Consider the following 25,349-nt stretch of genomic DNA (forward strand, 5'->3'; position numbering starts at 1 on the left):
TGTATTGATTTGATATTTGTTGTTAATCTATTTTCTGAAGAAATTCCACACTTTCTTTATCCATTTTCAGCAGGTCTTCGGCAGCGGACGCCTCGAATTTGGCTTTGACCACTGCGGTTCGCCTGGGCCTGACCTGCCCGTCTGAATAATGGGTATGGAAGACGTAATAATATTCTCCGTTATCATCTTGAAAAAAATCCCCATGCCCTGAACCGTTCTGAAGAACATCTTTTCGGCTGAGGATGGGATTATCAGGATGTTTTTTCCAGGGTCCGTAAGGGGTTTCACCAACCGCATAACCCACGGCGTAATCGGGATTCCTAAAATCATTGGCAGAGTATACAAAATAATAAAGACCTTTGTGCTTAATCACAGAGGGCCCCTCCGCTACAGGCCAGGGTACATTTTGCGTGTTTTCCCAATCCTCTTCAGCAGTGATGCATTCCCGGAGCGTCTCCGGAATAATGGCCGAGAGGTCATCTTCCATCTCCGCTACAAACAGCCTGTTCCCCTCCGTAAGCCGGACATGGTATAAATATTTTTTTCCATCCTCATCCATAAAGATATAAGGGTCAATTTGCTTCACAGGTGCGGATAAGGCTATCTTCTCTTCCTGTTTGAAAGGTCCAAGCGGGCTGTCTGCAATGGCGATGGCTATCTGTTCATTGGCCGTATAGGCCATGTAAAATTTTTTCTGGTAATAAAACACCTGGGGGGCCCAAAAACCTTTATCCCCAAAAACATCTTCTTTTCGGAGGGCATAACCGTTTTGGGCTTCCTCCGGGGATTTCCATGATTGCAGATCATCAGAAATAAATACCTCAAAGCCCTGATCGGGGTCATGCCCGCTGGTGCCATACAGGTAATAAACGCCCTCATAAGCGAATATGGCAGGATCGGCAAGGAATATAGAATGGGTATCCGCTGATTTATTCCCAAGCTCAGGCGCTTGGCCCTTAACGCCGGTGTGTACTATCGCAACGGCCGTGATCAAGAGAGATTTAAGAAAGAAAACCATGTAGGATTTATATGTCATGATGCTATGGATATTATAGGTGTTTTCTAAAGGCAAGTCTTATAGAAACGGTTTCTCCAAACCGGCTCTATAAGACTTGTTGATTTTACAGGATTTAAATTTAATATCCGGGATTTTGATTGAGATTAGGATTGTTTTCCACTTCAGTTTGAGGTATGGGAAGCCGGATGCTTCTTCCCACAATATAGTTGTTAAAGTCAGGGTCTCTTACTGCTATCTGATCCACACCCCCTTGGGATTCCAGATCACCCCACCTTTTTAGGTCAGGCCACCGAACACTTTCGCTGAACAGTTCCAGGGTCCTCTCTGTTTTTAACCGCTCCAAGAAAGCCATGCGATCATTTCCTATCTGTGGATAGGCTTCCGCAAGGGGCCGCATGTTTGACCTCGCCCGGACTTCGTCTACATATGCGTACGCTTCGGCGGTCTGTCCGAGTTCGTTCAAGACTTCTGCATACATCAGCAGGATATCAGCATAGCGAACCATTCTGAAATTGTTTTGGGCAAAGTAGTCTTCATTCTCCCTAAAGTAATCCCTGGCGTATTTGCGGAAGTAAATATTATTTCCCCAATTCCAGGACCTACCATAAACATTGTCACCAAAATCTGCTTCCAAATCAGGATAAAACAAGGTATACCTCAGGCGTGGATCAAGTTCTCCGTCCGTGGTCAATTCTTTTTTGAATTCATCCACTATCCATGGCCTCGCCTGGCCATCTGCCCAGCCGATGCCGTTCGGCGCAAAAAACTGGGGCCGGTTGGTGCTCATGGTGGCATTTGGGCCTTCCCCATCACCGCCTTTGTTGACATCAGAAAACTGTATCTCAAATACTGACTCGGAATTATTTTCATTGTAGTGGGTAAAATTATCCTGGAAATTCTGCACCAGCCTATATTTTCCCGTACCTTCTCCAACAAAGAAGTAATCCAATGCCTGCTTGGCGTCCTGCCATTTTCTTTGCTGCATATAGGTTCTGGCCAGGAAAGCATTTACTGCCCCCTTTGTCGGTCTGCCCACATTCGCGGCATCCCATTCAACGGGAAGCACAGCGAGTGCTTCTGTCAAATCAAGCTCTATCTGTTCCCAAAGTTCCTCCAATGGTCGCTGTTCGGGCAAATCCTCAGGAGAAGATGGCTCCAGTACAATGGGGATATTCTCCCACATGATGGCCGCATAATAATAATGCAATGCCCTTAAGAACTTGGCCTGAGCCAAAATCCTTTCTTTTTCTTCAGGGTTGGTAAACTCAATATCAGGAACATTGGCCAGTACTTGATTGCATCTCCAGACAGCTTTGTAGGTATCTCTCCAAGTCTGGACATTTCCTTCCCAAAAATTATAGTTGATATACTGAAACCGGGTCCAGTCGCCAAGTTCCAGCCAAGGGCTTGTACTAAAGCCTTCATCAGAAGTAAGGTCCAACCTGAAGTATATCCACCTCGACCATAATCCGGGTTTATAAAACATGGCATATATCGCATTAACCCCAAGTCTCGCATCCTCTTCGGACTGCCAAAACTCATCTGCGGTCAGGGTATTCGGATTAGGCACATCCAGCAGATCCTCACTGCAGGATGATACCAGCATTACTGTCAATAGTATCTGTATTTTAAGTAGATTTTTCATTGTTTTTTCGGTTAGCATCTTAAAAACCTAACTGTAAGCCCAAGGTGTACATCCTCAAATTGGGGAAAGCATAATTGTCAAAGCCTCTGAGAAAAATATTGTTGTTGGCAAACTCTGGATCCAAGCCTTGGTACTTGGTGAAGGTAAGCAGGTTTTGGCCTGACAACGTGACTTGGGCATTGGTGAAGCCCAATCTGTTGACCAATGGGGCCGGAAGAGAATAACCTATACTGATGAGTTTCAGCCTCATGAAACTGCCGTCTTCCAGCCAGCGGTCCGTGTCCCCCCTTGAATTGAGTGTGGTCGCTGCAACGACCCGGGGGAAGTCCGTGTTTGGATTTTCCGGAGTCCAGGGTTGTATGCCACTCCGGTAGTTGCTGTTGTCATCGAAGCGGTCCACCAGACTTCTGTACCCATTGTAAACGGTGGCGCCGAATGCACCAAACCATTGCATGGTAAAATCAAACCCTTTGTAAGTGGCCCCAAAATTCAAACCGAGTTCCAGGTCCGGCCATGGGTTGCCAAGTACCAGTTTGTCTTCGTTGGTGATCTGCCCATCGTCATTGTGGTCCACAAACCGGATATCGCCTGGCTGTGCATTGGGTTGGATGACCACGCCCTGTGAATTGGTATGGTTATTCACTTCTTCCATGCTCTGAAATAGCCCGTCAGTTTCCAATACAAACCACATCCCTATAGGTTGGCCCACTTCTGTTACGGTATTTCCCGTATAGATGTCATTTCTGCCGTACCCTAAGGACCTCACCTCATTGCGAAGGGTAGTCACATTGGCTGTGACATAGTAGCTCAGGTCTTTTTTTACTTCTCTGAAAGTTGCGGTAAACTCAAATCCCGAATTTTTTAAAGAGGCTGCATTGGCCACAGGATCGGCACCGTCCTGACCCGTAGTTCTGGGAATGGGCATATTGGTCAAAACATCATCCGTTACCGATATAAAATACTCGGCGGTAAGGGTTAATTTATCTTCAAACAGACCTGCGTCCAAGCCGTAATTTTGCTGAGTAAGAATTTCCCATCTCAGATTTTGATTGGCGAGCCTTACCTGGGTGGCGCCGGGCAGGATTTGTTCTTCGCCCCCCGAACCCATAACGATGGTCGGGAAAATATTGATCAAATTCAGATGATCCCAATAGCCTATATTACTACTCCCGAGTTTTCCATAGCTGGCCCTCAACTTAAAATCATTGACGTGGGGGACATTGAAAAAATTCTCCTCGCTGATCCGCCAGGCACCGGAGATGGATGGAAAAGTACCCCACCGCTGGCCCACGCCCAACCTGGAAGTCCCGTCTCTCCTGATCACGGCATTTACAAGGTATTTGTCTGCAAAGCTATACTCCATCCTTCCCAAATAGGAAAGCAAAACGGCTTCCTGACGGTATCCGCCAAGCTGTGGGTCATCCCCCTGATCCAGTACGTTATAGTATTGCCCGGCGGCATTGCTGGGAATATTCCGTTTGGTTCCCCATATCTGGGAGTACTGGATACGCTGATAAGTTTGGCCCGCCAAGGCCCGGATATCATGCCGGCCAAATGATTCTTCAAATGCCAGGGTATTTTCGACCAGCACATCGGTAAACCCGGCCCGGTTTTCATTATAGATGGCAGGATCATAGGGCTGGTTTTGTGTCCAGTTCCCTTCTTTACGCAGGTAGCGGAAGTTGTCACTGCTGGCGTCCAGACCCAAATTAGTCCGGTAAGTTAAGGAAGGAATAGGTTGTAGTTCTGCCCAAAGATTGCCTCGTATCCGGATATTCTCATTTTGCCGGTCTTCCAGGTCAGCAATGGCTACAGGATTAGATCCGAAAGTGCTTCCCCTGTTGGGGCTGCCGTAACCGTAACCACCGGGGTTGTTTTCATCATATACGGGAATAGTAGGCAATAAGCGGGTGACATCCCTGATCGGGTTGCCTGCCATTTCGTCCGAATGGGCTCTGGTGATGGCAAGGTTCTCGCCGATGCTGAAAATTCCCTTCGAACCCTGCGTATTTACCCGCAAGCTCAGACGATTAAAACCCGTGCCGACCACGGAACCTTTGTTCCCAAAGTAATTTCCAGAAACCATGTAGCTGCCATTGTCACTCCCGCCTGAGAAGCTTAGATTATAATCGTGCATTTCTCCTGTCCTAAATGCAGCGTCCTGCCAGTCGGTATGGATGGAGGTGTCCAGGTTTTGTCGCTCGCGCCCCGCGTTATCATAGGCCATGTTGTTAAGGCGGACAAACTCATCCGTTCCGGCGAGATCATATCGCGGGATCACCTGTAAACTGCTTCTGGCAGAAAAATCCACCTTCATGGGCCCTTTCTTGCCGCTTTTGGTGGTGATGATGATGACGCCGTTTGCGGCCCTCGATCCATAAATGGCTGCTGCTGAAGCGTCTTTTAATATCTGAATGGATTCTATATCATTGGGATTAAAATCCCGGTTTCCGGTGGTGATCATCCCGTCTATCACATAGAGCGGGTTGACGCCACTAAAATTGTTCAGGCCGCGTATTTGCACATTGGCTTCTGATCCGGGTTGGCCGCCGCCCCGCACATTTACCCCCGTAGTCAAGCCCTGTAAAGCTTCGCCCACGGTAGTGGCCTGCCTTTTTTGCATTTCATCCGATCTCACCACCGATACCGCCCCGGTGAGGTCCTTTTTTTGCTGGGTACCGTAACCTACCACCACTACTTCGTCCAGAGACTGCAGGTCTTCCTGAAGCTGGATGTTGATCACGGACCGGTTATTGATCGGGATTTCCTGCGTATCAAACCCCACAAAAGAGAAGACCAAGATGCCTCCTTCCTGTCCATCGGGTATGTCTATACGATAGGTACCATCAATTTCCGTCACTACACCGATGCTTGTTCCTTTTAGCTGAACCGTGACGCCGGGCAGGCCAACCCCATCCTCATCAGCAACTGTTCCCGTGACGGTGATCGCCATTTGATTTTTTGCATCTACGTCCGTTTTCCCCATCGCCAACGGATGGTCTGCTTTGCCATCTGAATCCAGGTCATTGCCATTACCTGCCCATGCGGCGAAATAGAGGCAAGATAGACCCAATATCAGGCTCAACTTTCTTAAATAGTAAATAAATAATTTTTTCATACAGTCGTATTTTTTGGTTATTTTGTGTTGATATTATCGGTTTATGCCAAAGTTTATGTTTTAGTATCCGGCTCTCCGATACCTGCTTCCGCTCTGCAAAAGAAGAAATTCCCGAATGATCCAACCGGAAAGGTTTATCATCTTCCGCTTAGATAAACTTAATTATAATAGATTCCGGGATCGTATTTCTCCTTATCATAATCTCTTCAATTTGTCTCAATGTTATCTTCCACTAACCATAATGGAGGATGAATGAGACAAAATGGAGACAATTTGATACGTTTTGTAGAATGTTTAACTTAATTTAGCGTAAAAGCTGTAGCATCTTGAGGAACAAAGCCATCATATCACTGGGGTTATGCATGCTCCTGAGTCTGATTCTGAAGGGGCAGTCTTATTATTTTCAGCATTATCAGGTGGAAAAGGGGTTGTCCCATAATTCTGTCATGGCTACTTTACAGGATAAGCATGGGTTTCTTTGGTTCGGCACCAAAGACGGTTTGAACAGGTTCGACGGGTATGCTTTTAAGATTTTTCGAAATGAACCGGATGACCCCACCAGTATAGGCAGCAATTTTATCCTGAGCCTCTGTGAAAATGAAGGGAAGCTGTGGGTAGGAACAGATAAAGGGCTATTTTCCTACGACGAGGTGAGTGAAACATTCAGCCTTTTGGAAGAAACTGCCGATAGCTATGTGAGAAATGTAAATAAGGATCATGCAGGAAACCTTTGGTTTATCGCCGGGCATACTTTGTGTCAATATAACCAAGGCAATAACCTGATGAAAGTGTATGAGCAGGCCGATTTTTTTAAAGCTACCTCGATATGCACCACCGAAGACGGGGCATTGTGGGTTTCTTCCTCTTCCGGAACAATTAATTTATATGACCGCCATAAGGATTCATTTGTGGGGTATGACCTCTTTGACTATTCCCCGCCCACATCCACCAACTGGATTGAAAAGATATATGCAGCAGGGCAGAAGTCCATATTGGTGGGCACCCAAAGTCAGGGCGTAAAGTTGTTTGACACTGAAAAAAAAGAATACAAAGATATTGTGTCCCATGACATGGACGGTTCCGGCTTATTCGTCAGGGATTTTGTGAAAGACACGGATGGTGAATATTGGATAGCCACTGAATCAGGAATTTACATTTATGATGAAAAAAAAGGCATTGTCGATATCCTCCGAAAAAGTTATAATGATCCCTATTCCATAACAGATAATGCCGTGTATACCCTTTCCATCGATGAGGAAGGCGGGATTTGGGCAGGGACCTATTTTGGAGGGATCAACTATTATCCGAAACAGTACACCGCTTTTGAAAAATTTTTTCCCAAAGTAGGTGAAAATTCTATAAGCGGAAATGCGGTCCGGGAGATCTGTCAGGACAAGTACGGGAACTTATGGATTGGAACAGAAGATGCCGGATTGAATAAATTTAATCCCAAAGAAGAGAAGTTTGAGAATTTCAGGCCGTCAGGGAATAAAGGAGATATTTCACATTATAATGTTCATGGGCTGTTGATCAATGGGGATGAACTTTGGGTGGGCACCTTTCATAAGGGGCTTGACATCATGGATATTAACACCGGGAAGGTGATCCGGCACTATTCGATCGGTACCACTTCTCTGAACAGTGATTTTATTTATTCCATTTTACAGACTCCTTCCAAACAGATTTATTTGGCGACTTCAGCCGGGCTTTATGAATATTCAGATGAATCCGATGATTTTAATCTACATCCTGCATTTCCGGAGTCCTTTCACTATACCATCATCCTGGAAGATTCCCATGGGGTGCTTTGGGGCGGGACCTATAGGGACGGGGTTCATTTTTATGACGCCAAAACAAGCAAAAAAGGGTCTTTTAGAAACAGAAAGGGAGACAAAAACAGTTTAAGCAGTGACGCCATCAACGGCATTTATGAAGACAGCAACAATAACCTTTGGTTTATGACCAATGATGGCTTGCATCAATATGACCGGGAGCGGCAGCATTTTGTCCGGTATTCCACCCATAACGGTTTTCCCAGCAATGTAACCTACAGAATGTTGGAGGATGATGACCGGAAACTGTGGGTAAGTACTTCTAAAGGGCTTGTTCATTTTGATCCCATAACAGAAGAAATTAATGTTTATACCAAAGCCCATGGGTTGCTCAGCGACCAATTGAACTACAGTTCTTCCTTCAAGGACGCGGATGGAAGAATGTACTTTGGCACGGTAAAAGGTTTAATCAGGTTTGATCAAAATGAATTTATCCAAAACAATCATGTTCCCCCGGTCTATATAACCGGCATCCAAGTCCATAACCAGGAACTGCCTGTGGGAAAAGAGGATTCCCCGTTGGAGCAATCCATTACCTCCACCGACAAAATCACATTAAACTATGACCAATCCTCTTTTAGTCTGGACTTTGCCGCACTTAGCTATGCCACTCCTGAAATGACCGAATATGCCTATAAAATGGAGGGGCTGGATAAGGACTGGACTTTTTTGAAAACCAACCGGAAAGTGTTTTTTACCGAGCTGCCTCCCGGGGAATATATTTTTAAGGTAAAAGCACCCAATAGCAGCGGGGTATGGAACGAAAGTCCGAGAGAATTGAAAATTGAGATTCTGCCGCCCATTTGGGCCAGTCAAAAGGCTTATTTATTATATGTCGCCGTTATAATTTTGGTGCTCTATTACCTTTTGCTTTCCTACCACAGAAGACTGGAAAAGAAAAACAAAAGCCAAATCGAATTGCTGGAGAATGAAAAGGAAAAAGAGCTTTATGAAGCAAAAATCGAGTTTTTCACGAACATCGCTCACGAAATCCGTACGCCGCTGACCCTTATAAAGGGACCGCTTGAGAAAGTGATCAAAATCACTAAGGATATCCCTGAAATCCATTACAATCTCGGCATCATGAATAAGAACACCAGCCGGCTCCTGGAACTGGCTGACCAGTTACTTGATTTCAGAAAAACAGAAACAAAAGGATTCAGCCTTAGCTTTACCCATACCGATATTAAAGCCTTGGTTAGAGAAACCTACCTTAGGTTTAAACCAACAGCTGAACAAAATGGCTTTGATTTCCGGCTACAGCTTCCAAGTGATCCCATTTATGCCTACGTAGACCGTGAAGCCCTTACCAAGATTCTAAGCAATCTTTTTAGTAACGCGCTGAAATATGGGGACAATAAAGTGGAGATATGCTTGCCAGCCCTGGAAGACACCGACCAGTATTTCAGAATCATAATAAAGAATGACGGACACCTACTGATGCCGGAGGTCAGGGAAAAAATATTCACCCCCTTTTTCCGGGTCCCAAAGACAGAAAACAAACCCGGAACTGGAATAGGCCTGCCTTTGTCAAGATCTTTGGCAGAGTTGCACAACGGAACCCTTGAACTGAAACTGCCGGAAGACAACCTTAATACATTTGTCCTGAAGTTGCCCCTGCATCAGGATAAAGAGTATAAATTGTTTGATAAACTGGAAGCGGAAGCCATCAATATTAAACATGAGGAGAACTTTTCAGGGTCCAAAACGCCCATACTTATTGTGGAGGACAATGTGGAAATGCTGGAGTTCATTGCCAATGAATTAAGCGATGAATACCTTATTTTTAAGGCGGGTGATGGAAAAATCGCCTTAGAGATATTGAATGAAGAGATCATCCAACTCATTGTCTGCGACATTATGATGCCCAATTTGAATGGGATAGAATTGTGTAAAACGGTCAAATCCACGATAGATTTCAGCCATATTCCCGTAATCCTTTTGACCGCTAAAAATAACCTGCAGGCAAAAATAGAAGGACTGGAATCAGGGGCGGACGCCTATATGGAAAAGCCGTTTTCCATAGAACACCTCAGGGTGCAGTTAGCCAATCTCTTGACCAACAGAAACAAAATCAAAGACTTTTTCTCCACCTCTCCTTTGGCCCATATCAAAAGCATAGCCTATTCCAAAGCCGACGAGACTTTTCTGGAAGAGCTGAATGATGCCATCTACAAAAATATCGCGGACACGGATTTGAATGTCGAGCACTTGGCTGACATCATGAACATGAGCAGACCCACACTTTACAGGAAAATCAAGGCCATTTCAAACATGACGCCCAATGAATTGATCAATCTGGCGCGGTTAAAAAAGGCAGCCGAGCTCCTGGCAGAGGACAATTACAAAATATATGAAATAGCCAGTATTGTCGGCTACAATTCCCAAACCAGCTTCGGGAGAAATTTCCTGAAACAGTTTGGGATGAAGCCATCCGAATATGCCAGTTCGAAAAGAAAATTGATCAATTGAGCATCGGTCTTTTGTTTAATGAAAGTTTAGCAAAGGCGGACACACCGCCAAACCGAATCTTTGGCCGGTTAACCATTATTTAGCCCGGGGACTCTCTTCGACAAGCGTTAAAATCTCTTTTATATAAACTTCTCCGGCCATTTCGCCCAAACTGGTTCTGGTGATGTATTCGTATCTTTTAAAACTGTCAAAGTCTATCTCGGTAAGCAGGTAGCCGAATGCGTCATTGCAAAGTCCCAGCAAAAACGGGTACGCTGTTTTCATTTTACGTTTCAAGTAGTAACCGATATTGGGCAATGCTTCTCCGGGAATGGTTACCATCTGGGCAGGTCCCAAATTAATCAGGTTCAACTGCGTGGGTACCGAATCGGTGCCGGACCTGGCGTGCTGAAGAGGAGAGTTTGTCAGGATGAATTTCATCATTTCAGATTCCACAGGAAGCGCTATGGTCTTTGATGTGACATACACTTTGGCTTTTTCCAACACCGGTGCATCTTTGACGATACGGAGTGCCTCATCTGCCAGCAGGTTTCCAATACGCTGGCATTCCGCCCAATCATTGGCTTCCTGACCTTCCTCTCTGCGGTTATCTGCGGTCACCATACCTCCCAGAGCCCCGTTGACAAACATGGCCATTCCACCTGACTTTTCCTCGATTCTGCTGTATAGTGGTCCGCACAAATCCGGGCTGAGAATACCTCGGGATGAACCGATTACCTCCGGATGAATGGCATAATTCACCAAGGTCAGGATGGTATTCGTTGTATCTTGTTTCGACACTGCCTGGATCACGCCACACCTGGGGTCATACAACATTGGAGCATAGTAATTATAGGCGATTTTCCCCTGTGTTTTCCCCATGGCCACTTTCAAAGCCGCTGGCTGGAGACTTCCCAATGCTTCGTTTACCGCATCAGCAATTTGCTTCACACACCAGTCGAGATATTCCAGATCCGCCTTGTGGTTTCCCTTTTCATCTGTAAATGCATAGGCATCCGGCGCACTGTGTGTATGCGTGGCGGCAATCAGCACATTCTCGGGCTTGATACCTTTGATGAGTTGCCTGGACCGGTTTCCCAGCGCCGCCGGCCAGCCAAGGTTATCCACGACCACTATGGCTACCCTTTCGTCACCTTCTTCAAATACAGCGGCCCTGGCAAACAAATCACCCTTTTTTTCCAGACTTTCCTTAGGTATGCCTACCCCACCTGAAACCGGCAGCAAGGGCTCAGGCGTGATCACCCGGTAGGCCACCCCTACTTTTAAATCCTGCGGTAATCCGGGGTTTATAAAAACCAACAAACAAACAATCGTGACAACAATCTTTTTCATGGATATTCCTGTTTTGGGACAACAATTAGTGAAAAGCAACAGGAAGGGCAGCATTCTACCGCCCTTCCTGTTTCCTGTATTTATCCTACCAAGGTTTTCCGGTGCCCTGGATGACCCAGGGCTTGGACCAGGCGCTGTTCTGACCATCCACTTCGGAATGGCTGGTCTGCTCCAGACGGGCCATAGCTGCTTCTGTATTGGCTGCGTTCAGGTTTCTTTCGTCTATCATGTAATAATATCTCACCGGAAGCACCGATCGGATGGCAAACGGCCCGGCTTTCAGCTCGGGATAGCCGGTCCGTCTGAAATCAAACCATGCCTCAGCAGCCGCCGTCCAAGAGGCGATCCATTTTTGTTCTATGAGCTGTCTTAAAGTCCCGTCAAACACTACCAGCTCCTCTTGCATATAAGCAGGATAGTGATCTGCCAATCCCCAAGTAGTGAAAGATGCCTTAATGGCTTCATTATAATAAGCCTCCGCGGTGTTGCCCACGGACCATCCGTTTAGTGCGGCTTCAGCAAGTATAAAATTCACCTCTGAAGCAGAAATGATCCTGGCCCTGAGCAAGGGGCCGTTGGCTTCCCGATAAATGTCATTTACCCAGGAAACATGGGGATTAAATGAGGCTTGGTTGGCATCGGGACTCATATTGTATACCTGGGGTCCGGGTATTCCCGGAGGTATCCCTACATAGTCTTCATTCTGGCTGATGTCATTGATATTGATATTTCTTTCTTCCAGAATGTCCGGTGAAAGCAACCTTCTGTTGTTTTCGATCCGATCAGTTCCAGGCGGCAAATCCCCGTCCACCACCAAAGGTATCTGCACCCTGTTGGCCCACACGCCCAGCCGGGGATCATTTTTTGCCCTCATGGCCTCTACGAGGGTTTCGCACATTTTTATCCGTCTATAATTGCTTTGGCTGGCGTCATAGCGCGTGTTTTGAGGCCAGCTGGTGTCGTTGCTTATACCGGCAAAGCCCATGGTGGCATCATCTCCTGGACTGTTTATGATGGGATATTGCTCAGGGTTGGCCAAGATGGTTTCAATCCCCTGTTTCGCAAAATCTGGAAGCTTGGCGGAAACCCGCATATAATAGCGCAGTTTCAAGGAATTCGCCATTTTTCGCCATTTAGAAGGATCTCCGTTATAATAGACATCCGGGCCTTCTATCGTGCTGTTGTATTCCGTTTTGGGCCTGGAAAGCAATTGATTGGCGCGCTCCAGATCCTCTATTACTCCACGATAAATATCCTCCTGCGAATCAAATATCGGAAAGGTACCTTCGGGCGTACCTTCCGCTCCCTGCAAAGCCCGGGAGTAAGGGGCATCACCCCATAAATCCGCAATCAGACCAAACATCAGGGACTTCATCACCAAAGTCACGCCCTGATGTAATTCCTGATCCAGTTCAACCGCCCTTTGGTAAACATATTGGTTGTTTCTTAAGATCGCATAGTATCCTGCCCAGCTGTTGTTTCTGTTCCAGTCATACAGGTTATGTCCACCGGCCCATCCATCTTTTTGGGTGTGCTGCATCACGCCGGCAATATCCTGATAGCCCAGGTTCACAATGGTTTTTCCTGCTTCTGTCAGTACCGTTGAAAGCACCAAATTGGGATTGGCGGTTTCGGGATCGGCCTCGTTTGGGTTAACATTCATTTCCATCAGGGCATCCTGACAGGAGAACATCCCCACCGTAACAAGGCTTAGTATCAGTGAATATATTTTCATAGTCTTCATTTTCTGTCCTGTTTTATTTCCAAAACATTGGTTGTTAGAATGTGGCATTCACTTTAAAACCTATCGGCATCACCCACGGCATTACATTCCACCGTTCTATACCTTGCTTAAACTGGGTACCTGCCTCTACACCCGCCTGAGGCTGGAATGCCATCTCCGGATCTACATTGATTTTGGCAGCCGTCCACAGGATTATATTTCTGCTGTAGACCGAAAAATTCAGGTTTTGCATTTTTAAGCTGCTGGCAAATCGCCTGGGAAGATCATATCCCAAGGAAATCTCCCTCAGTTTGACGAATGAAGCATCATACAGAAAGGCCCTGGCGAAACTCCATGCCGTGCTGCCTGCATAGGGAAGCGTGAGTGTGCCGCCAGGCTGCCCGATATTTTCCCCGAGGTTCTCAGCAAATTCGGTAGGGTTGCCTTCAGCGTCAAATGCGGTGGCATAAACTCCCGGAATGAACACGCCGCCGTAGGGCAGGGTATAAGGTCCATAAGTGAAAGGATACCCCCCATATTCAGGCGTGGGACCACCTACCAACGGGAAATTGTTGCCATTGATCAGGATCATATTGTCCTTATTCGCGATCAAGTAATCCCGCAGCTCCCTGCCTTCCATTTCTCCCGGATTAATCAACTTGTCCAAAAATAATTGGGAACGGCCGTTTTCCTCCCCAAACCTGTATGATTGCGAAACAAACTGGCCTCCATTCCGCCAGTCAAAGGTCATGTTCAGATGGAAATTCTTATAAGAAAGGGAAGTCTGCATGCCCATGATGAACCTGGGATTGAAATTCCCGATCTTGTTTCTGCTGTTCACCGCGTCGATGTCTTGCCATTTTCCATTTTGGTCAAGGATGGGAAACCCGTAATAAGGAGATTCGGGATCTTTCACAGTCACTACCTCTGCATCATAAATATCGCCTATTTCTTCTCCCACATAAGTCCACGCACCGCCCCGGGCATCTGTCCACAGCGTATAATAAGGCAGGTCATCTGCCAATTCCAGAATTCTCGTCCTGTTCCTGGTAAGGTTAAAATTCATGTTCCACCGCCAGTTTCTGGATTCCACTACATTTGCTCCCAGGGTAAGTTCAATGCCCCGGCTTTCCAACAGACCTGCGTTGATGTTCTTGGCGGTATAACCTGTAGAAGGAGGTATGCCCGTACTGAAGATTTGGTTTCTGTTCTGCATCATGTAATAGGTGCCACTGAAACGGACTCTATTGTTAAATAAATGCAGGTCCAACCCGCCTTCGTAAGAAGTAGCGATCTCCGGCTTAAGCGTGGGATTCAACAGGGTGCCGGGAAGGGTGAGCCTAGGCACGTTCCCCCATGCGCCCGCATTGGCAAGTGCAGCGATCAACTGGTAAGGCTCAGCATCATTGCCCACCGAAGCATACCCTCCCCTTAGCTTTACAAGGCTGAATTGGGTAGGCAAGTCGATCATCTGATCTACCAGTAAGCTGACCGACGCTGATGGATAAAAATAGGGCTCCGCTCCCGGCAAAGTACTGGCCCAGTCTGTTCTGGCTGTCAGGTCGACAAAAAGCATGTTTTTAAAACCCAAATTTGCCAGGCCGTACAAACTATGAATGCCTCTTTCAAAACGGTGATTGAAATAATCAATATTATCCGGCGCTATATTCTGAACCGTGTATACCCCTGGAGTGATGAGTCCTGCTCCGGGTTTGGATGCGGTCCGCATATTTTTTCCGTTCTGATAACGGATATTGCCGCCTCCGGACACATTCAGGCTAAGATCCCCGATGTCCTTGCTGTAGCTTGCCAAAAAATCCGCATTGCTTTCAAATCCATGCAGGTTGACAATGCCATAGGCGCCTTCGGGTTCCAGGCTGTAGCTTCTGCCTATTTTGCTTTCCCTCGACTCATGATATGCGTCTAACGCATACCGGGCAAAAAAAGTAAAGCTGGGAGAGATTTGCCAATCCGCTTTGATGTTGCCGAATATCCGGTCCCTAACGAAGCTGTTGTTTACCTCATAAGCCAAAAAGTAAGGGTTATTGTAAACTCTCGTCGGCTGGTTCGCATCGACGGTTTTTTGCTCTAATCCTTCCTGACCGGGGAGCCAATAATCCCTCATGTCCAAAATATCGACATGAGGTGAGGTGTTGTAGGCCCATTGCAAAGGGTTAGCACCCCTTTCACCCGCAGGACGGTTGTTAGAGTTGTTCCTGCTTACATCCACATTCGTGCTCAAGCTGAGCTTTTCATTCATTTTCACCGAGGAATTAAAATTCAAGGTATTTCTGAAAAGATCAGAATTGGGTATGATTCCTCTATTCTGCATATTGGAATAGGAAATCCTGTAATTCATCATGTTGGAACTGTTGGAAACGGAAAACCCGTTTGACGTGGTAATTCCCGTCTGCACAAAATTCTGAATGTTGTTGGGATAAGAAACAAGCTCCGTGGGAATTGGCCTGCCGTTTTCATCCAATGGGCTATTCCATTGGACCGCATGATACCCCTTATCCAACTCCGCGCCAAAGGCTGCATTGATATTTTCCTGCACCAATGCGCCGAAGGGATTGGAAAGGGGTGTCCCGCTAATGTCTGGCGGGATGGCCGAAAACTGGCCGGATCCAAATTTGGAATGCCATTTTAAGTACTTGAAGGGAACATCAAATACGGTATTGGAAGTCACGGTCACGGTCATCCTGTCCGCTTGTCCGCTTTTGGTGGTGATCAGCACCACCCCGTTCCCGGCCCGCGAACCGTACAATGCCGCCGCACTCGGTCCTTTCAGGATCGTCACACTGGCGATGTCGTCAGGATTAAGTCCGGAGATGGCATTGCCATAGTCGACCCTGTTATCATTGCCGATGGAGGTCACATTGTTCAGCGTGTTGGCTATAGGCACGCCGTCTACCACAAATAGGGGTTGATTGTCTGAGCTCAAGGAAGTGGCGCCCCTGATCACCATGCTGACCGATGAGCCCGTGCCACCGGTCGTACTGATGGTAGCCCCCGCTACTTTTCCAGACATGGCATTGAGGAAACTTTCCTGGGCCACCCGCGTCATTTCCTCTCCACCTACCCGCTCAATGGAGTAGCCAAGAGAGATTTCCTCTCGCTTGATACCCAATGCCGTAACCACCACCTCTCCCAAAGCCGATTCATCAGGCATCATCTCCAGGTTGATCACTGACCGGGCCCCTACTTGTTCTTCTACGGACTCAAAGCCTATATAAGAAAATATAAGCACGGCCTCATTGTCTGGAACATCCAGGGAAAAATCCCCATAGGCATCGGTAGCTGTCCCCGTTTGGGTTCCTTTGATCAATACATTGACTCCGGGTATCCCAAACCCGTCTTCTTTTGAAGTAACTTTTCCCGTGACCCTCCGTGCCTGCGCCATGGCGTCAGGAATGCACGTAGCCAGCAATACAGCCAGCGTACCCAGGAGGAGACACTTTTTAACTGAAGTAAAACATTGCCCCATAAGATTGTTTTTATCGTTTAAACGTAACTATCTTATATACTTTAGTTTATTAAAAACATACTATTAAAGGAAAATTTAAATTTCGCTTACTCGGATAAAAACATTATAAGATACCGAATCAGTATATCGCGTAAATTACTATTCTGTTGAAAAAATATTAACAAAACCATGTTCTGATAAGAAAATGTAGCTTATGCTATCCCTCTATCTGATTATTTCAAGCGTTATTTTGAGGTAATGGGTAATGAAAATGATGACCTTGGTTTCGATTAAGGTTACTGCATATGATCTTCAATTCCTATGGGGATTTTGTCATGGTTTTTGCTTGGTTCCCGCAAAAACTAATGTCAAAATCCTGTAAAATCCCACCCACAGGCATCGGGGTCTTCCCTCCCCGGGTACCCTAGTTCCACCCGCGCGGGTCTTCCTACTGTTTAAAACCTTGGATAATCAGAAGCTCAGGTTGATAGGAAAGAGACAAAAAGTGGCGGTTATCTCAGCCCTAATTTATTTTTAATGTTGTCGATAGGACGCAAATATTTTTTGAGACCGGATCCTGGGGTGAAACGGTAGACAAAATTCAACCGGTAATTGCCGGTCATCATGGAGGTTCGGTACCCGGAAGCATCCGGAAAATTCACTTGATTATAGACATAATTGGCATTGACGGACCACCGGTCTGAGTTATACCCGGCAAAGCCCCGCAAAAAATAATTGGGGCTCACTCCCCATTGTGTCCGCGTATTTTGACTGTCATCCCTCACTTCAGAGAAGCCCACGGACAGATTGGAGGACGCGGAGACCGTTATAAAAAAATGCTTCATGATCACCAAGGTATAGGCGTAGCCCAGATTGGGACCAAATTCAAAAAAACGCACGCTTTCTACGTTGGCTTGCCCCTCGACCAAAGATGAGGAGGGGATAAAGCCCCCTTCTTCGTCTTTTCCCTCACCGCCATATATTTCAAAACCTGCCAATAGGGAGCCTGCCGATTTTTTTTGCCACTCGTTTTGTAAAAAAGCCGCTCTGTAGGAAAACTTTTCATGGTTAAAAAGGTACTGTACAGAAGTCCCTATTTTACGGACCCTCATATCAGGGTTCAGGTAGGTTCCTGCCATATCGAGGTCTTCCGGCTTACCCTGATGGATGTAATATCCCCGATAAAACTGTCCGAAAAAATCGATAACCCATTTTTTGGGGTAAACATGTGCCTGGAGGTCCAGGTAGTTGGTTTCTCCCCGACCCCTGTCCGGGTTAAGGAAACCAAACCCATACGCCAAATTCAAAGTAAGATTGCTGTAGGTGGCACCAACCCCCATGTTCAGGGTTGAATTGGGCATAAACAACAGGTTCAACCCGGATGATTTGTCCTGAAATCTCATTCCGGTGTATTTTCTGGAAAAGTAATACCTGCCGGTTAATTGGTCCGGAAATTCCTGATAATAGACCGTGCTGTCCAAATTTCCCTGTGCTCTTGCCATAATTTGTGCAGAAAAAAATAATGCTATGCATAAACAAAACCTTAAAAACATGCTGTATAATCTAAAGCCCTGTGCGAGTATACGATATGGCATAAGAAAGTTTAAGTAAGTATCTGAGAAATAAAAGGAGGTTAGTAAAAATGATTTCGAAATAACCTCCATTATACTCATGAGAAAAAGATAAAGCAGAAAAAGTTGCTTAATCACCCGCAACAAATGTAAGCATTTTTAAGATAAATATACAAAATATTTATCTCGGTATCTTTCGATAAATTAGTGAAATAATCCCAATCTTTTATTTCCTACTATAGCTTAAAAAAATGAACTAAATTTCTTCAAAAATAAAAATTATAAAATATTATCCATTTCACTGAAAATTTTAATTTCTGTTTCAAAAAAGAATATGTAGAATAATTTTATATAATTAACCATTATTTTATAAAATTATTCTATTTCGAAAACTGCTTTAAAATATTATTTAAATCAATTAACGAATTAGTAATACAAAGAAAATATTCTTATAATGTAAGGCGTTAACTTTTATAGAATAAGCATAAAATAATTTTTTATTAAAATATTCATATGAATACAAACTCGTTGATGAAGTGTTTCAAGTAATGGCGAAAAAAATATATCCGTAGCAAAAATAAAATTAATTTTACCGGGGAAATTTTTGAATAACGACCCATGCAGCAACTGCCTTTGGTAAGCATCATTACACCATGTTTCAACCAGGAAGAATTCCTGTCGGAAACCATTTTGTCTGTCCTCCAATCAACCTATCCGGCCATTGAAATGATCATTGTAGATGACGGGTCCACAGATGAATCAGTGAAAATCGGTAGTTCCTTTGCCGAAAGTCATCCGCAAATTGTGGTGCACCAACAACCGAATAGCGGCCCTTCGGTAGCCAGAAACCGGGCCATCCGTCTCGCCTCGGGCGAATACATTCTTCCCCTTGATGCAGATGATCTCATTTCTAAAGACTATGTGGCAAAAGCAGTGGAAGTGCTGGAAAAGGATCCGAAAGTGAAAGTGGTGTACTGTCATGCCAGGAAATTCGGTAACAAGGAAGAAGATTGGAAATTAGCTGACTACAGTCCGCCATTGCTGGCCAGGAAAAACATGATCTTTGTCTCTGCCATGTATCGAAAGGTTGATTGGCAAAAATGTGGGGGCTATGCAGAAGAAATGACATGGGGTTTTGAAGATTGGGAATTTTGGATATCTATGTTAAAGGATGGCGGTAAAGTAGTCAGACTGCCAATAACCGGGTTCTTCTACCGGATAAGGAAGCAGTCCAGAAGAAAAAGTGTCACCAAAAGAGGAAGGGATCTGACCGTGGACTTTATTAATAAAAAACACAGGGATTTTATCTACGAACATCTCCATGGACCGCTCAGAAAAAGCAAAACCTGGTCAAAACCAATCAACCTGTTCCTCAAGACGCTTGGATTGCTTCCGAAACAGCCCGATCGCTGATATTTATATCTTATCCTTGCCTAAAAACCATTTCTTAAAATAATACAGCAGGGGATTTTTGTATTTAAGCATCTTCCATGGTCTACTGGCATGAGGCTGATGAATCACCGGTACCTCCATAAGGATGAAATTATCAAAGCCCAATTCTGTGGCTTTATGCGATATGTGGGTATCATACCAGTCTTTTGATACGTCCAGCCCCCTGAAATCGTATTTCTCCAGAAATCCAAGAGAAAGCAGGGTACAACAAAAACTAAGGCTCCTGTTGGTTTTTATAGCCGCCCCTTGTTGGTCTTTGAATTTTAGGTACGGAAAATTAATTTCTCCTCTTTCATCATGCGTTATGGCGCCGACCAGCCCCGGATTGACTTGGCCACCGTTAAACTCAAGCAGGCGTCTCAAAGTATCTGTTTGTATGGTGACATCTGACTCTATGATCACCAACGGCAGTTTTTGAGCGACCGCCCTTTGTTGGGCTATTTGAAGTACGGTTTTATAATTGGGGGAGGGTGTTTCGGTGATGTCCTCCAGATGGATCAGCTCATAGCCCAACCTCTTGCTCTCCGCTTCCAGCGCAATCCTTGTTTCGGTTGTGCTGTTGTCATTAAAAACGATATAAGAAAAATCGGTATCGGATTGATAAATCGCGCGGATGGTTTGCAAGGTTGCCTTAAGGGCATCTTTTACGGGTGTTACCACAATTGCCTGCATGGGCGGTAGCTTTTAAAAAAACCCGCATTGACATGCCAGGTCAATGCGGGAAATCAATTTATTTCAGTTTTTCTACAGCGGTTTTGATCCTTTTGAGCGCTTCTTTCAACTCCTCCTCAGAAGCGGCGTAAGACAGCCTGACACAGTCGGGAGCGCCAAAAGCGGCACCTGTCACCAAGGAAACATGGGCCTCGTTCAAAATATAAAGGCAGAAATCGTCCGCGTTCCCAATTTTCTGGTCTCCATAAGATTTACCAAAAGTACCGGAGACATCGGGGAAGAAGTAAAAAGCGCCTTCAGGAACATGGGTTTTAATCCCAGGGATATCCCTCAAAAGTTCCAGCACCAGATCCCTTCTTCTTAGATAAGCCTCAGCCATCTCTTTCGAAGGTGTCTGATCACCGGTAAGACCTGCTAATGCGGCGCGCTGGGCGATGCCCGTTCCTCCGGAAGTAAATTGCCCCTGGATTTTCTCACAGGCTTTGGCAATGGCTACGGGCGCGCAGATATATCCTACACGCCATCCGGTCATGGCATACCCTTTTGAAAAACCATTGACGGTAATGGTCCGCTCAAACATCCCGGGAAAGGCGGCTATACTCGCGTGCTGGCCCGTGAAATTGATCAGTTCATAAATCTCATCAGCCACGACGATGATGTCCTCTTTCTCTTTAATTACGGCGGCAATGGCTTCCAGTTCTTCTTTGCTGAACACAGACCCGGAAGGATTACACGGAGAGGAATAGATCACCGCCTTGGTTTTATCCGTGATGGCATTCCTTAATTGATCTGCAGTAGCTTTGAAGTTGTTTTCCAGGTTTCCTTCTATCAGCACCGGCACGCCGCCTGCCAATTTGATGATTTCAGAATAAGACACCCAATAAGGAGAAAAAATCACCACTTCATCTCCTTCATTGATGATACACATGAATATATTGGCGATGGAGTGCTTTGCTCCTGTCGAAACAACAATATTTTCAGCTTTTGCCTCAGCAATATGGTTTTCGTCCCTCAACTTTTTGGCAATGGCTTCTCTCAAATCCTGGTAGCCCGCTACGGGCGGATATGAGAAGTACTTTCCTTCATCAATGGCATCTTTGGCTGCTTCTTGAATATGTTTCGGGGTTTTGAAATCAGGTTCGCCCAGACTCAGGCCGATGATATCTACTCCTTGGGATTTGAGTTCTCTGGCTTTTTTTGCCATAGCCAGTGTGGCCGACTCCTCCATGTTGTTAATGCGATCAGATAGAATGGAATTCATGTACCGTTTTATTTGTTTTTCAATTATACAACCAGTGTTTTATGGAATGCGCCTGTTATATTCAGTTTACACTAATTTTGGACGGTGCATTCCTTTAATTTTTTTAATTTTGCAAAATTAAGGATAAAGCTTATGAATCCTAAATCTTTACCCTGTTTTGAACCAACAATATTCATCGGTAACCGCCGGATGGTTGAGCTAAAATCGGGGGAAGTCTATCAGGCGTTCAACCCGCTTGAAACACCTTTAATCATGGATATGGTATGCATTAACCATTGCCATTAGCAGCAAGGGGTTCGGCTAAAATTCCCGCAAAAATAAAAATGAGGTATATACGTTAGTCAGAATATGAAATCGAGCATGACGAGATCGCCACACAGACCTGCCTGCCGAAGGGCAGTACGGCCCGCAGGCAAGGGGATGGCCCGATAGCCCCGATAGCCCCGATAGCTATCGGGGGGGGGAATCATGCGAGATTCTCCCGAATCAAGTTCGGGAGAGGCTATGTGAATTCTGAAAATCAATTATATATAAACACATGAAAACAAAAGTTATTGTTTTGTTTTTACTTGTTTTATGGACAGGGGCCAGGACATATGGTCAGGAAACTGAACTGTCAGACCCTGATTCTTCAGGTATAGTGAAAAACCGGCTGCTTCCCACGTCTACACCGATCCTCCTCTTTTCAGACCCGGAGGACGAGGTGAAAAAGAAGGATAAGAAGAAAAAGAAAAAAAGGAAGAAAAAGAATATCTTTTTTGGGGAGAAGACAAAAAAGAACATCATCCGTCACAGTTTCAGGGAGCAAGTGACGTATCAGGTATTTCATTTTGTCTTGAAAGACAAACCGGCGGACCCCTATATCAGGGATATATACTGGTATGACAGCAAGAACAAAGCCATCAAAAATAGTGGTTATCATTCTTCCAAAGGTTATTTGCTTCACGGGCCATATGAAAGGCGGATAGGAGATAACGTCGTCGAAACGGGCATGTATTACTATGGCGCAAAACATGGGCGATGGATGACTTATGACGGTAAAAACATTTTGATCAACAAAGCCCATTATTCAGAAGGTTGGCCAAAAGAATCGAGGGTGACCTATTACAACAGGGGAGACAGAAAAATAGAAAAGCTTACCCCCATAGAATATGATCTCAAAGAAGGCAATTTTTTCCACTTTTTCCAGGATGGACAAGTTGCCGTGTCAGGGGAGTACCATTTTGGCGAAAAAGTAGGGTTATGGACGGAATATTGGTCCACCAATGGTGACAAGACGGTCAAAAAGCGGGAGATCAAATACCAAGATGAACCGTTTACCAAGGGTTTCAGGCCTTATATCAGGGCGGAATGGGACAAGGAAGGCAATCTGATCTACAGAAATGATATTTAGTAAAAAGCATCTTCGAAATGCTTATAGGCCACATTCCCGCATTTGTCCTTGTATACCCCCACTATATCGAACCGGATGTCATTGTGCCAATCCTTTGCATGGATATAATGGTCCGCAGCCCTGATGATCAGTTGTCTTTTGCGATAATCCACAAATTCTTCCGCATAACCGTAGCCGGTCCCGCTTCTGAATTTTACTTCTACAAAGATCATGATGCCTTTGTGTTTCATGATCAGGTCAATTTCAGCATGTTTATACCGGAAGTTGGCCTCAAGAAATTCATAGCCTTTCGATACCAGCCATTCCATGGCCAGTATCTCGGAAATTTTACCGATGTCGTTGTGTTTCGCCATCAAATAAACAAAAAATAGTTTGGTTTAAAATCTTGCTTTATTTACTTTAAAAGCCCTACTTGATTACAAAAAAGAACTACCAGCCAAAAAAGCTTGTTCCACCAAAGCAGCTAACTCAAAAACAGTGAATCAAAATATAAATAAAAAAGTAATTTTTCAGGATTTAGGCCAAAAAGATTATAAAGAAACCTGGGACTATCAGGAAAAGTTGTTTGCCGATACAGTAAATATTAAAATCAATAATCGAGGCCTGCCACCGACCCAACAGAGGTTGACCGACAATTACCTGCTTTTTGTGGAACATCCCCACGTATATACGCTGGGGAAAAGCGGAAAGACAGAAAACCTTCTTCTTAACGAATCCGGCCTCAAATTGCGCGGTGCTTCCTATTACCATATCAACAGGGGCGGAGACATCACTTACCATGGTCCTGGTCAGTTGGTAGGGTACCCCATTCTGGATCTGGACAATTTTTTTACCGACATCCATCTCTATCTTCGGTATTTGGAGGAAGCGGTGATTCTGACTTTGGCAGAATATGGGATCGCGGCCGGAAGGATCGAAGGGCTTACGGGGGTTTGGCTCGATCATGTGGAACAGCAAAACCCGCGGAAGATATGTGCCTTGGGGGTAAAATCAAGCAGGTGGGTTACCATGCACGGTTTCGCCTTCAACATCAATGCGGATATCCGTTATTTTGGCCATATTGTTCCGTGTGGTATTACTGATAAGGCGGTAACTTCTATGCATCTTGAATTGGGAGGTCAGGTGGATGAAAAAGAAGTAAAGGCCAAATTAAAGCAACATCTTACCAGACTTTTTGATATGGAATTGGTAGAACCCAACTATTGAAAAAATGAGAAAGGATATAGAATTTCATCCCGTTACTGGAGTGAAACTGGCGATAGCCAACGAGACGGCTGAAGGAGAGGAAACCTGGGGAGTATACATCATCAATAAAAACCTGATTTCCCTCAAAACTTTGCTGATCACTTCAAGAGGTTACGGTGAAATCGACGGCATCCCTAAAAAAACTTCCGTCATGCGGCACATGATAGAAGAACTGGCTCCGGAAAGCAAGGCCAGAATAGAACCTATCCATCCGCAATTGTTCAGTCTGAACAATGAATTTTGGGTCAGCTATTATATTTTGGATCAGATATTCGATAAAAAATTTATCTTTGTAGAAGGCAGTATGCGGGAGGAAAACTTATCTTATATTCCCGAACTTGACCTATATGGTGTATTACATGCATGAAAGCTTATGGCGGATTTTTTAGAATACCTCAATGATGTCCTTTTTTTGGATATAGAAACGGCATCCCAAACAGAAAAACTGGAGGAACTTCCCACACGGTTGCAGGAGGAATGGGCAAAGAAATCCCTGCAAATCAAACCTGAAGAGGTCACCGACCCCCAATCCCTGTATTTTGAAAGAGCAGGTATCTATGCCGAGTTTGGGAAAATTGTATGTATCGGAGTGGGATTTTTCATCTACCGGAAAGGGGAGGAGAGTTTGGAATACCGCACCAAGTCCTTTGCGGCTGAATCGGAACATGACACCCTTTGGGAGTTTCGGGAACTGCTCGAAAAAAGGCAATGGATACTCTGTGCCCATAACGGCAAGGAATTTGATATTCCTTACATTTGTAGACGGATGTTGATCAACAGAATCCCCTTGCCGGAGGTTTTGCAGCTGGCTGGCAGAAAACCATGGGAGATACGGCACCTTGACACCCTGGAGCTCTGGAAGTTCGGTGATTACAAGCATTACACGAGGCTGGAACTTCTGGCCTCCGTATTCGACATCCCCAGTTCAAAGGATGATATTGACGGAAGCAAGGTTAATGAAACTTATTATCACCATAATGGGCTGGAAGAAATCCGGAAATATTGTTTAAGGGATGTAGAGGTAACCGCGAGGGTTTTCCTGGCCTATCAAGGGTTACCGGCAGACATGGATTTTAAGATCACCAATCTGGATGAAGCAGGGTAAGATAATCCCCCTGCCTCTTAAAATCAGCGATATTATCAGTATCT

16 protein-coding genes are annotated in these 25,349 nt (G+C 45.2%); 6 read left to right on the forward strand and 10 right to left on the reverse strand.

The annotated features are described in order from the left end of the window. Positions 1–22: 22 nt before the first annotated feature. The 3 genes from ACFPFU_RS10650 to ACFPFU_RS10660 all read right to left on the reverse strand — a co-directional run bounded on the left by ACFPFU_RS10650 (position 23) and on the right by ACFPFU_RS10660 (position 5,781). Positions 23–1,036 (reverse strand): glycoside hydrolase family 43 protein, encoded by a 1,014-nt coding sequence (locus ACFPFU_RS10650; protein ID WP_377064295.1) that lies wholly within the window; start codon positions 1,034–1,036, stop codon positions 23–25. 100 nt (positions 1,037–1,136) lie between these two features. Beyond that, positions 1,137–2,663: a RagB/SusD family nutrient uptake outer membrane protein gene (locus ACFPFU_RS10655; RefSeq protein ID WP_377064297.1), complete on the reverse strand. Its 1,527-nt coding sequence runs from the start codon at positions 2,661–2,663 to the stop codon at positions 1,137–1,139. Positions 2,664–2,682: 19 nt separating this feature from the next. After that, positions 2,683–5,781, reverse strand: a complete 3,099-nt coding sequence (locus tag ACFPFU_RS10660; protein ID WP_377064299.1) for a SusC/RagA family TonB-linked outer membrane protein — start codon at positions 5,779–5,781, stop codon at positions 2,683–2,685. 326 nt (positions 5,782–6,107) lie between these two features. On the opposite strand from ACFPFU_RS10660, the gene ACFPFU_RS10665 reads away from it, so the two are divergent. After that, positions 6,108–10,085, forward strand: coding sequence for a hybrid sensor histidine kinase/response regulator transcription factor (locus ACFPFU_RS10665; protein WP_377064301.1), 3,978 nt, complete (start codon positions 6,108–6,110; stop codon positions 10,083–10,085). 75 nt (positions 10,086–10,160) lie between these two features. Here the strand turns inward: ACFPFU_RS10665 and ACFPFU_RS10670 are convergent, their stop codons facing one another. The 4 genes from ACFPFU_RS10670 to ACFPFU_RS10685 form a co-directional block, all read right to left on the reverse strand. Continuing rightward, a complete protein-coding gene (locus ACFPFU_RS10670) occupies positions 10,161–11,417 on the reverse strand; it encodes a hypothetical protein (protein WP_377064303.1) in 1,257 nt (418 codons plus the stop codon). Positions 11,418–11,502: 85 nt separating this feature from the next. After that, positions 11,503–13,161 carry a SusD/RagB family nutrient-binding outer membrane lipoprotein gene (locus tag ACFPFU_RS10675; RefSeq protein WP_377064305.1) on the reverse strand — a complete coding sequence of 553 codons (1,659 nt, stop codon included), beginning with the start codon at positions 13,159–13,161 and terminating at the stop codon, positions 11,503–11,505. A gap of 34 nt (positions 13,162–13,195) precedes the next feature. Beyond that, a complete protein-coding gene (locus ACFPFU_RS10680; protein ID WP_377064307.1) occupies positions 13,196–16,627 on the reverse strand; it encodes a SusC/RagA family TonB-linked outer membrane protein in 3,432 nt (1,143 codons plus the stop codon). A gap of 491 nt (positions 16,628–17,118) precedes the next feature. Further along, positions 17,119–18,108 (reverse strand): DUF4421 domain-containing protein, encoded by a 990-nt coding sequence (locus ACFPFU_RS10685; protein ID WP_377064309.1) that lies wholly within the window; start codon positions 18,106–18,108, stop codon positions 17,119–17,121. 687 nt (positions 18,109–18,795) lie between these two features. On the opposite strand from ACFPFU_RS10685, the gene ACFPFU_RS10690 reads away from it, so the two are divergent. Further along, positions 18,796–19,590 carry a glycosyltransferase family A protein gene (locus tag ACFPFU_RS10690; RefSeq protein ID WP_377064311.1) on the forward strand — a complete coding sequence of 265 codons (795 nt, stop codon included), beginning with the start codon at positions 18,796–18,798 and terminating at the stop codon, positions 19,588–19,590. 3 nt (positions 19,591–19,593) lie between these two features. Here the strand turns inward: ACFPFU_RS10690 and ACFPFU_RS10695 are convergent, their stop codons facing one another. Together ACFPFU_RS10695 and ACFPFU_RS10700 are read right to left on the reverse strand one after the other, a co-directional pair. Then, positions 19,594–20,301, reverse strand: coding sequence for a glycosyltransferase family protein (locus tag ACFPFU_RS10695; protein ID WP_377064313.1), 708 nt, complete (start codon positions 20,299–20,301; stop codon positions 19,594–19,596). A 58-nt stretch (positions 20,302–20,359) separates the two neighbouring features. Next, entirely contained in the window at positions 20,360–21,562 is a 1,203-nt protein-coding gene (locus ACFPFU_RS10700; protein ID WP_377064315.1) for a pyridoxal phosphate-dependent aminotransferase, read from the reverse strand. Between the two features lie 538 nt (positions 21,563–22,100). Between ACFPFU_RS10700 and ACFPFU_RS10705 the strand changes: the two genes are divergently transcribed. After that, the gene (locus ACFPFU_RS10705; RefSeq protein WP_377064317.1) at positions 22,101–22,955 is read left to right on the forward strand and encodes a toxin-antitoxin system YwqK family antitoxin; all 855 of its coding nucleotides are present in this window, start codon (positions 22,101–22,103) and stop codon (positions 22,953–22,955) included. Here ACFPFU_RS10705 and ACFPFU_RS10710 read toward each other — a convergent pair. Then, positions 22,952–23,308: a YraN family protein gene (locus ACFPFU_RS10710; protein WP_377064319.1), complete on the reverse strand. Its 357-nt coding sequence runs from the start codon at positions 23,306–23,308 to the stop codon at positions 22,952–22,954. The two genes, ACFPFU_RS10705 and ACFPFU_RS10710, sit on opposite strands and share 4 nt — an antisense overlap. 124 nt (positions 23,309–23,432) lie before the next feature. Between ACFPFU_RS10710 and lipB the strand changes: the two genes are divergently transcribed. The 3 genes from lipB to ACFPFU_RS10725 are packed head-to-tail and all read left to right on the forward strand — an operon-like array spanning position 23,433 to position 25,305. Then, positions 23,433–24,161, forward strand: coding sequence for a lipoyl(octanoyl) transferase LipB (gene lipB, locus ACFPFU_RS10715; RefSeq protein ID WP_377064321.1), 729 nt, complete (start codon positions 23,433–23,435; stop codon positions 24,159–24,161). Positions 24,162–24,165: 4 nt separating this feature from the next. Next, positions 24,166–24,567, forward strand: a complete 402-nt coding sequence (locus ACFPFU_RS10720; protein ID WP_377064323.1) for a hypothetical protein — start codon at positions 24,166–24,168, stop codon at positions 24,565–24,567. A gap of 6 nt (positions 24,568–24,573) precedes the next feature. After that, positions 24,574–25,305 carry a 3'-5' exonuclease gene (locus ACFPFU_RS10725; protein ID WP_377064325.1) on the forward strand — a complete coding sequence of 244 codons (732 nt, stop codon included), beginning with the start codon at positions 24,574–24,576 and terminating at the stop codon, positions 25,303–25,305. The last annotated feature ends 44 nt before the right edge of the window (positions 25,306–25,349 follow it).

Origin of the sequence: Negadavirga shengliensis, assembly GCF_042652345.1 — a bacterium.
Taxonomy (GTDB): domain Bacteria; phylum Bacteroidota; class Bacteroidia; order Cytophagales; family Cyclobacteriaceae; genus Negadavirga; species Negadavirga shengliensis.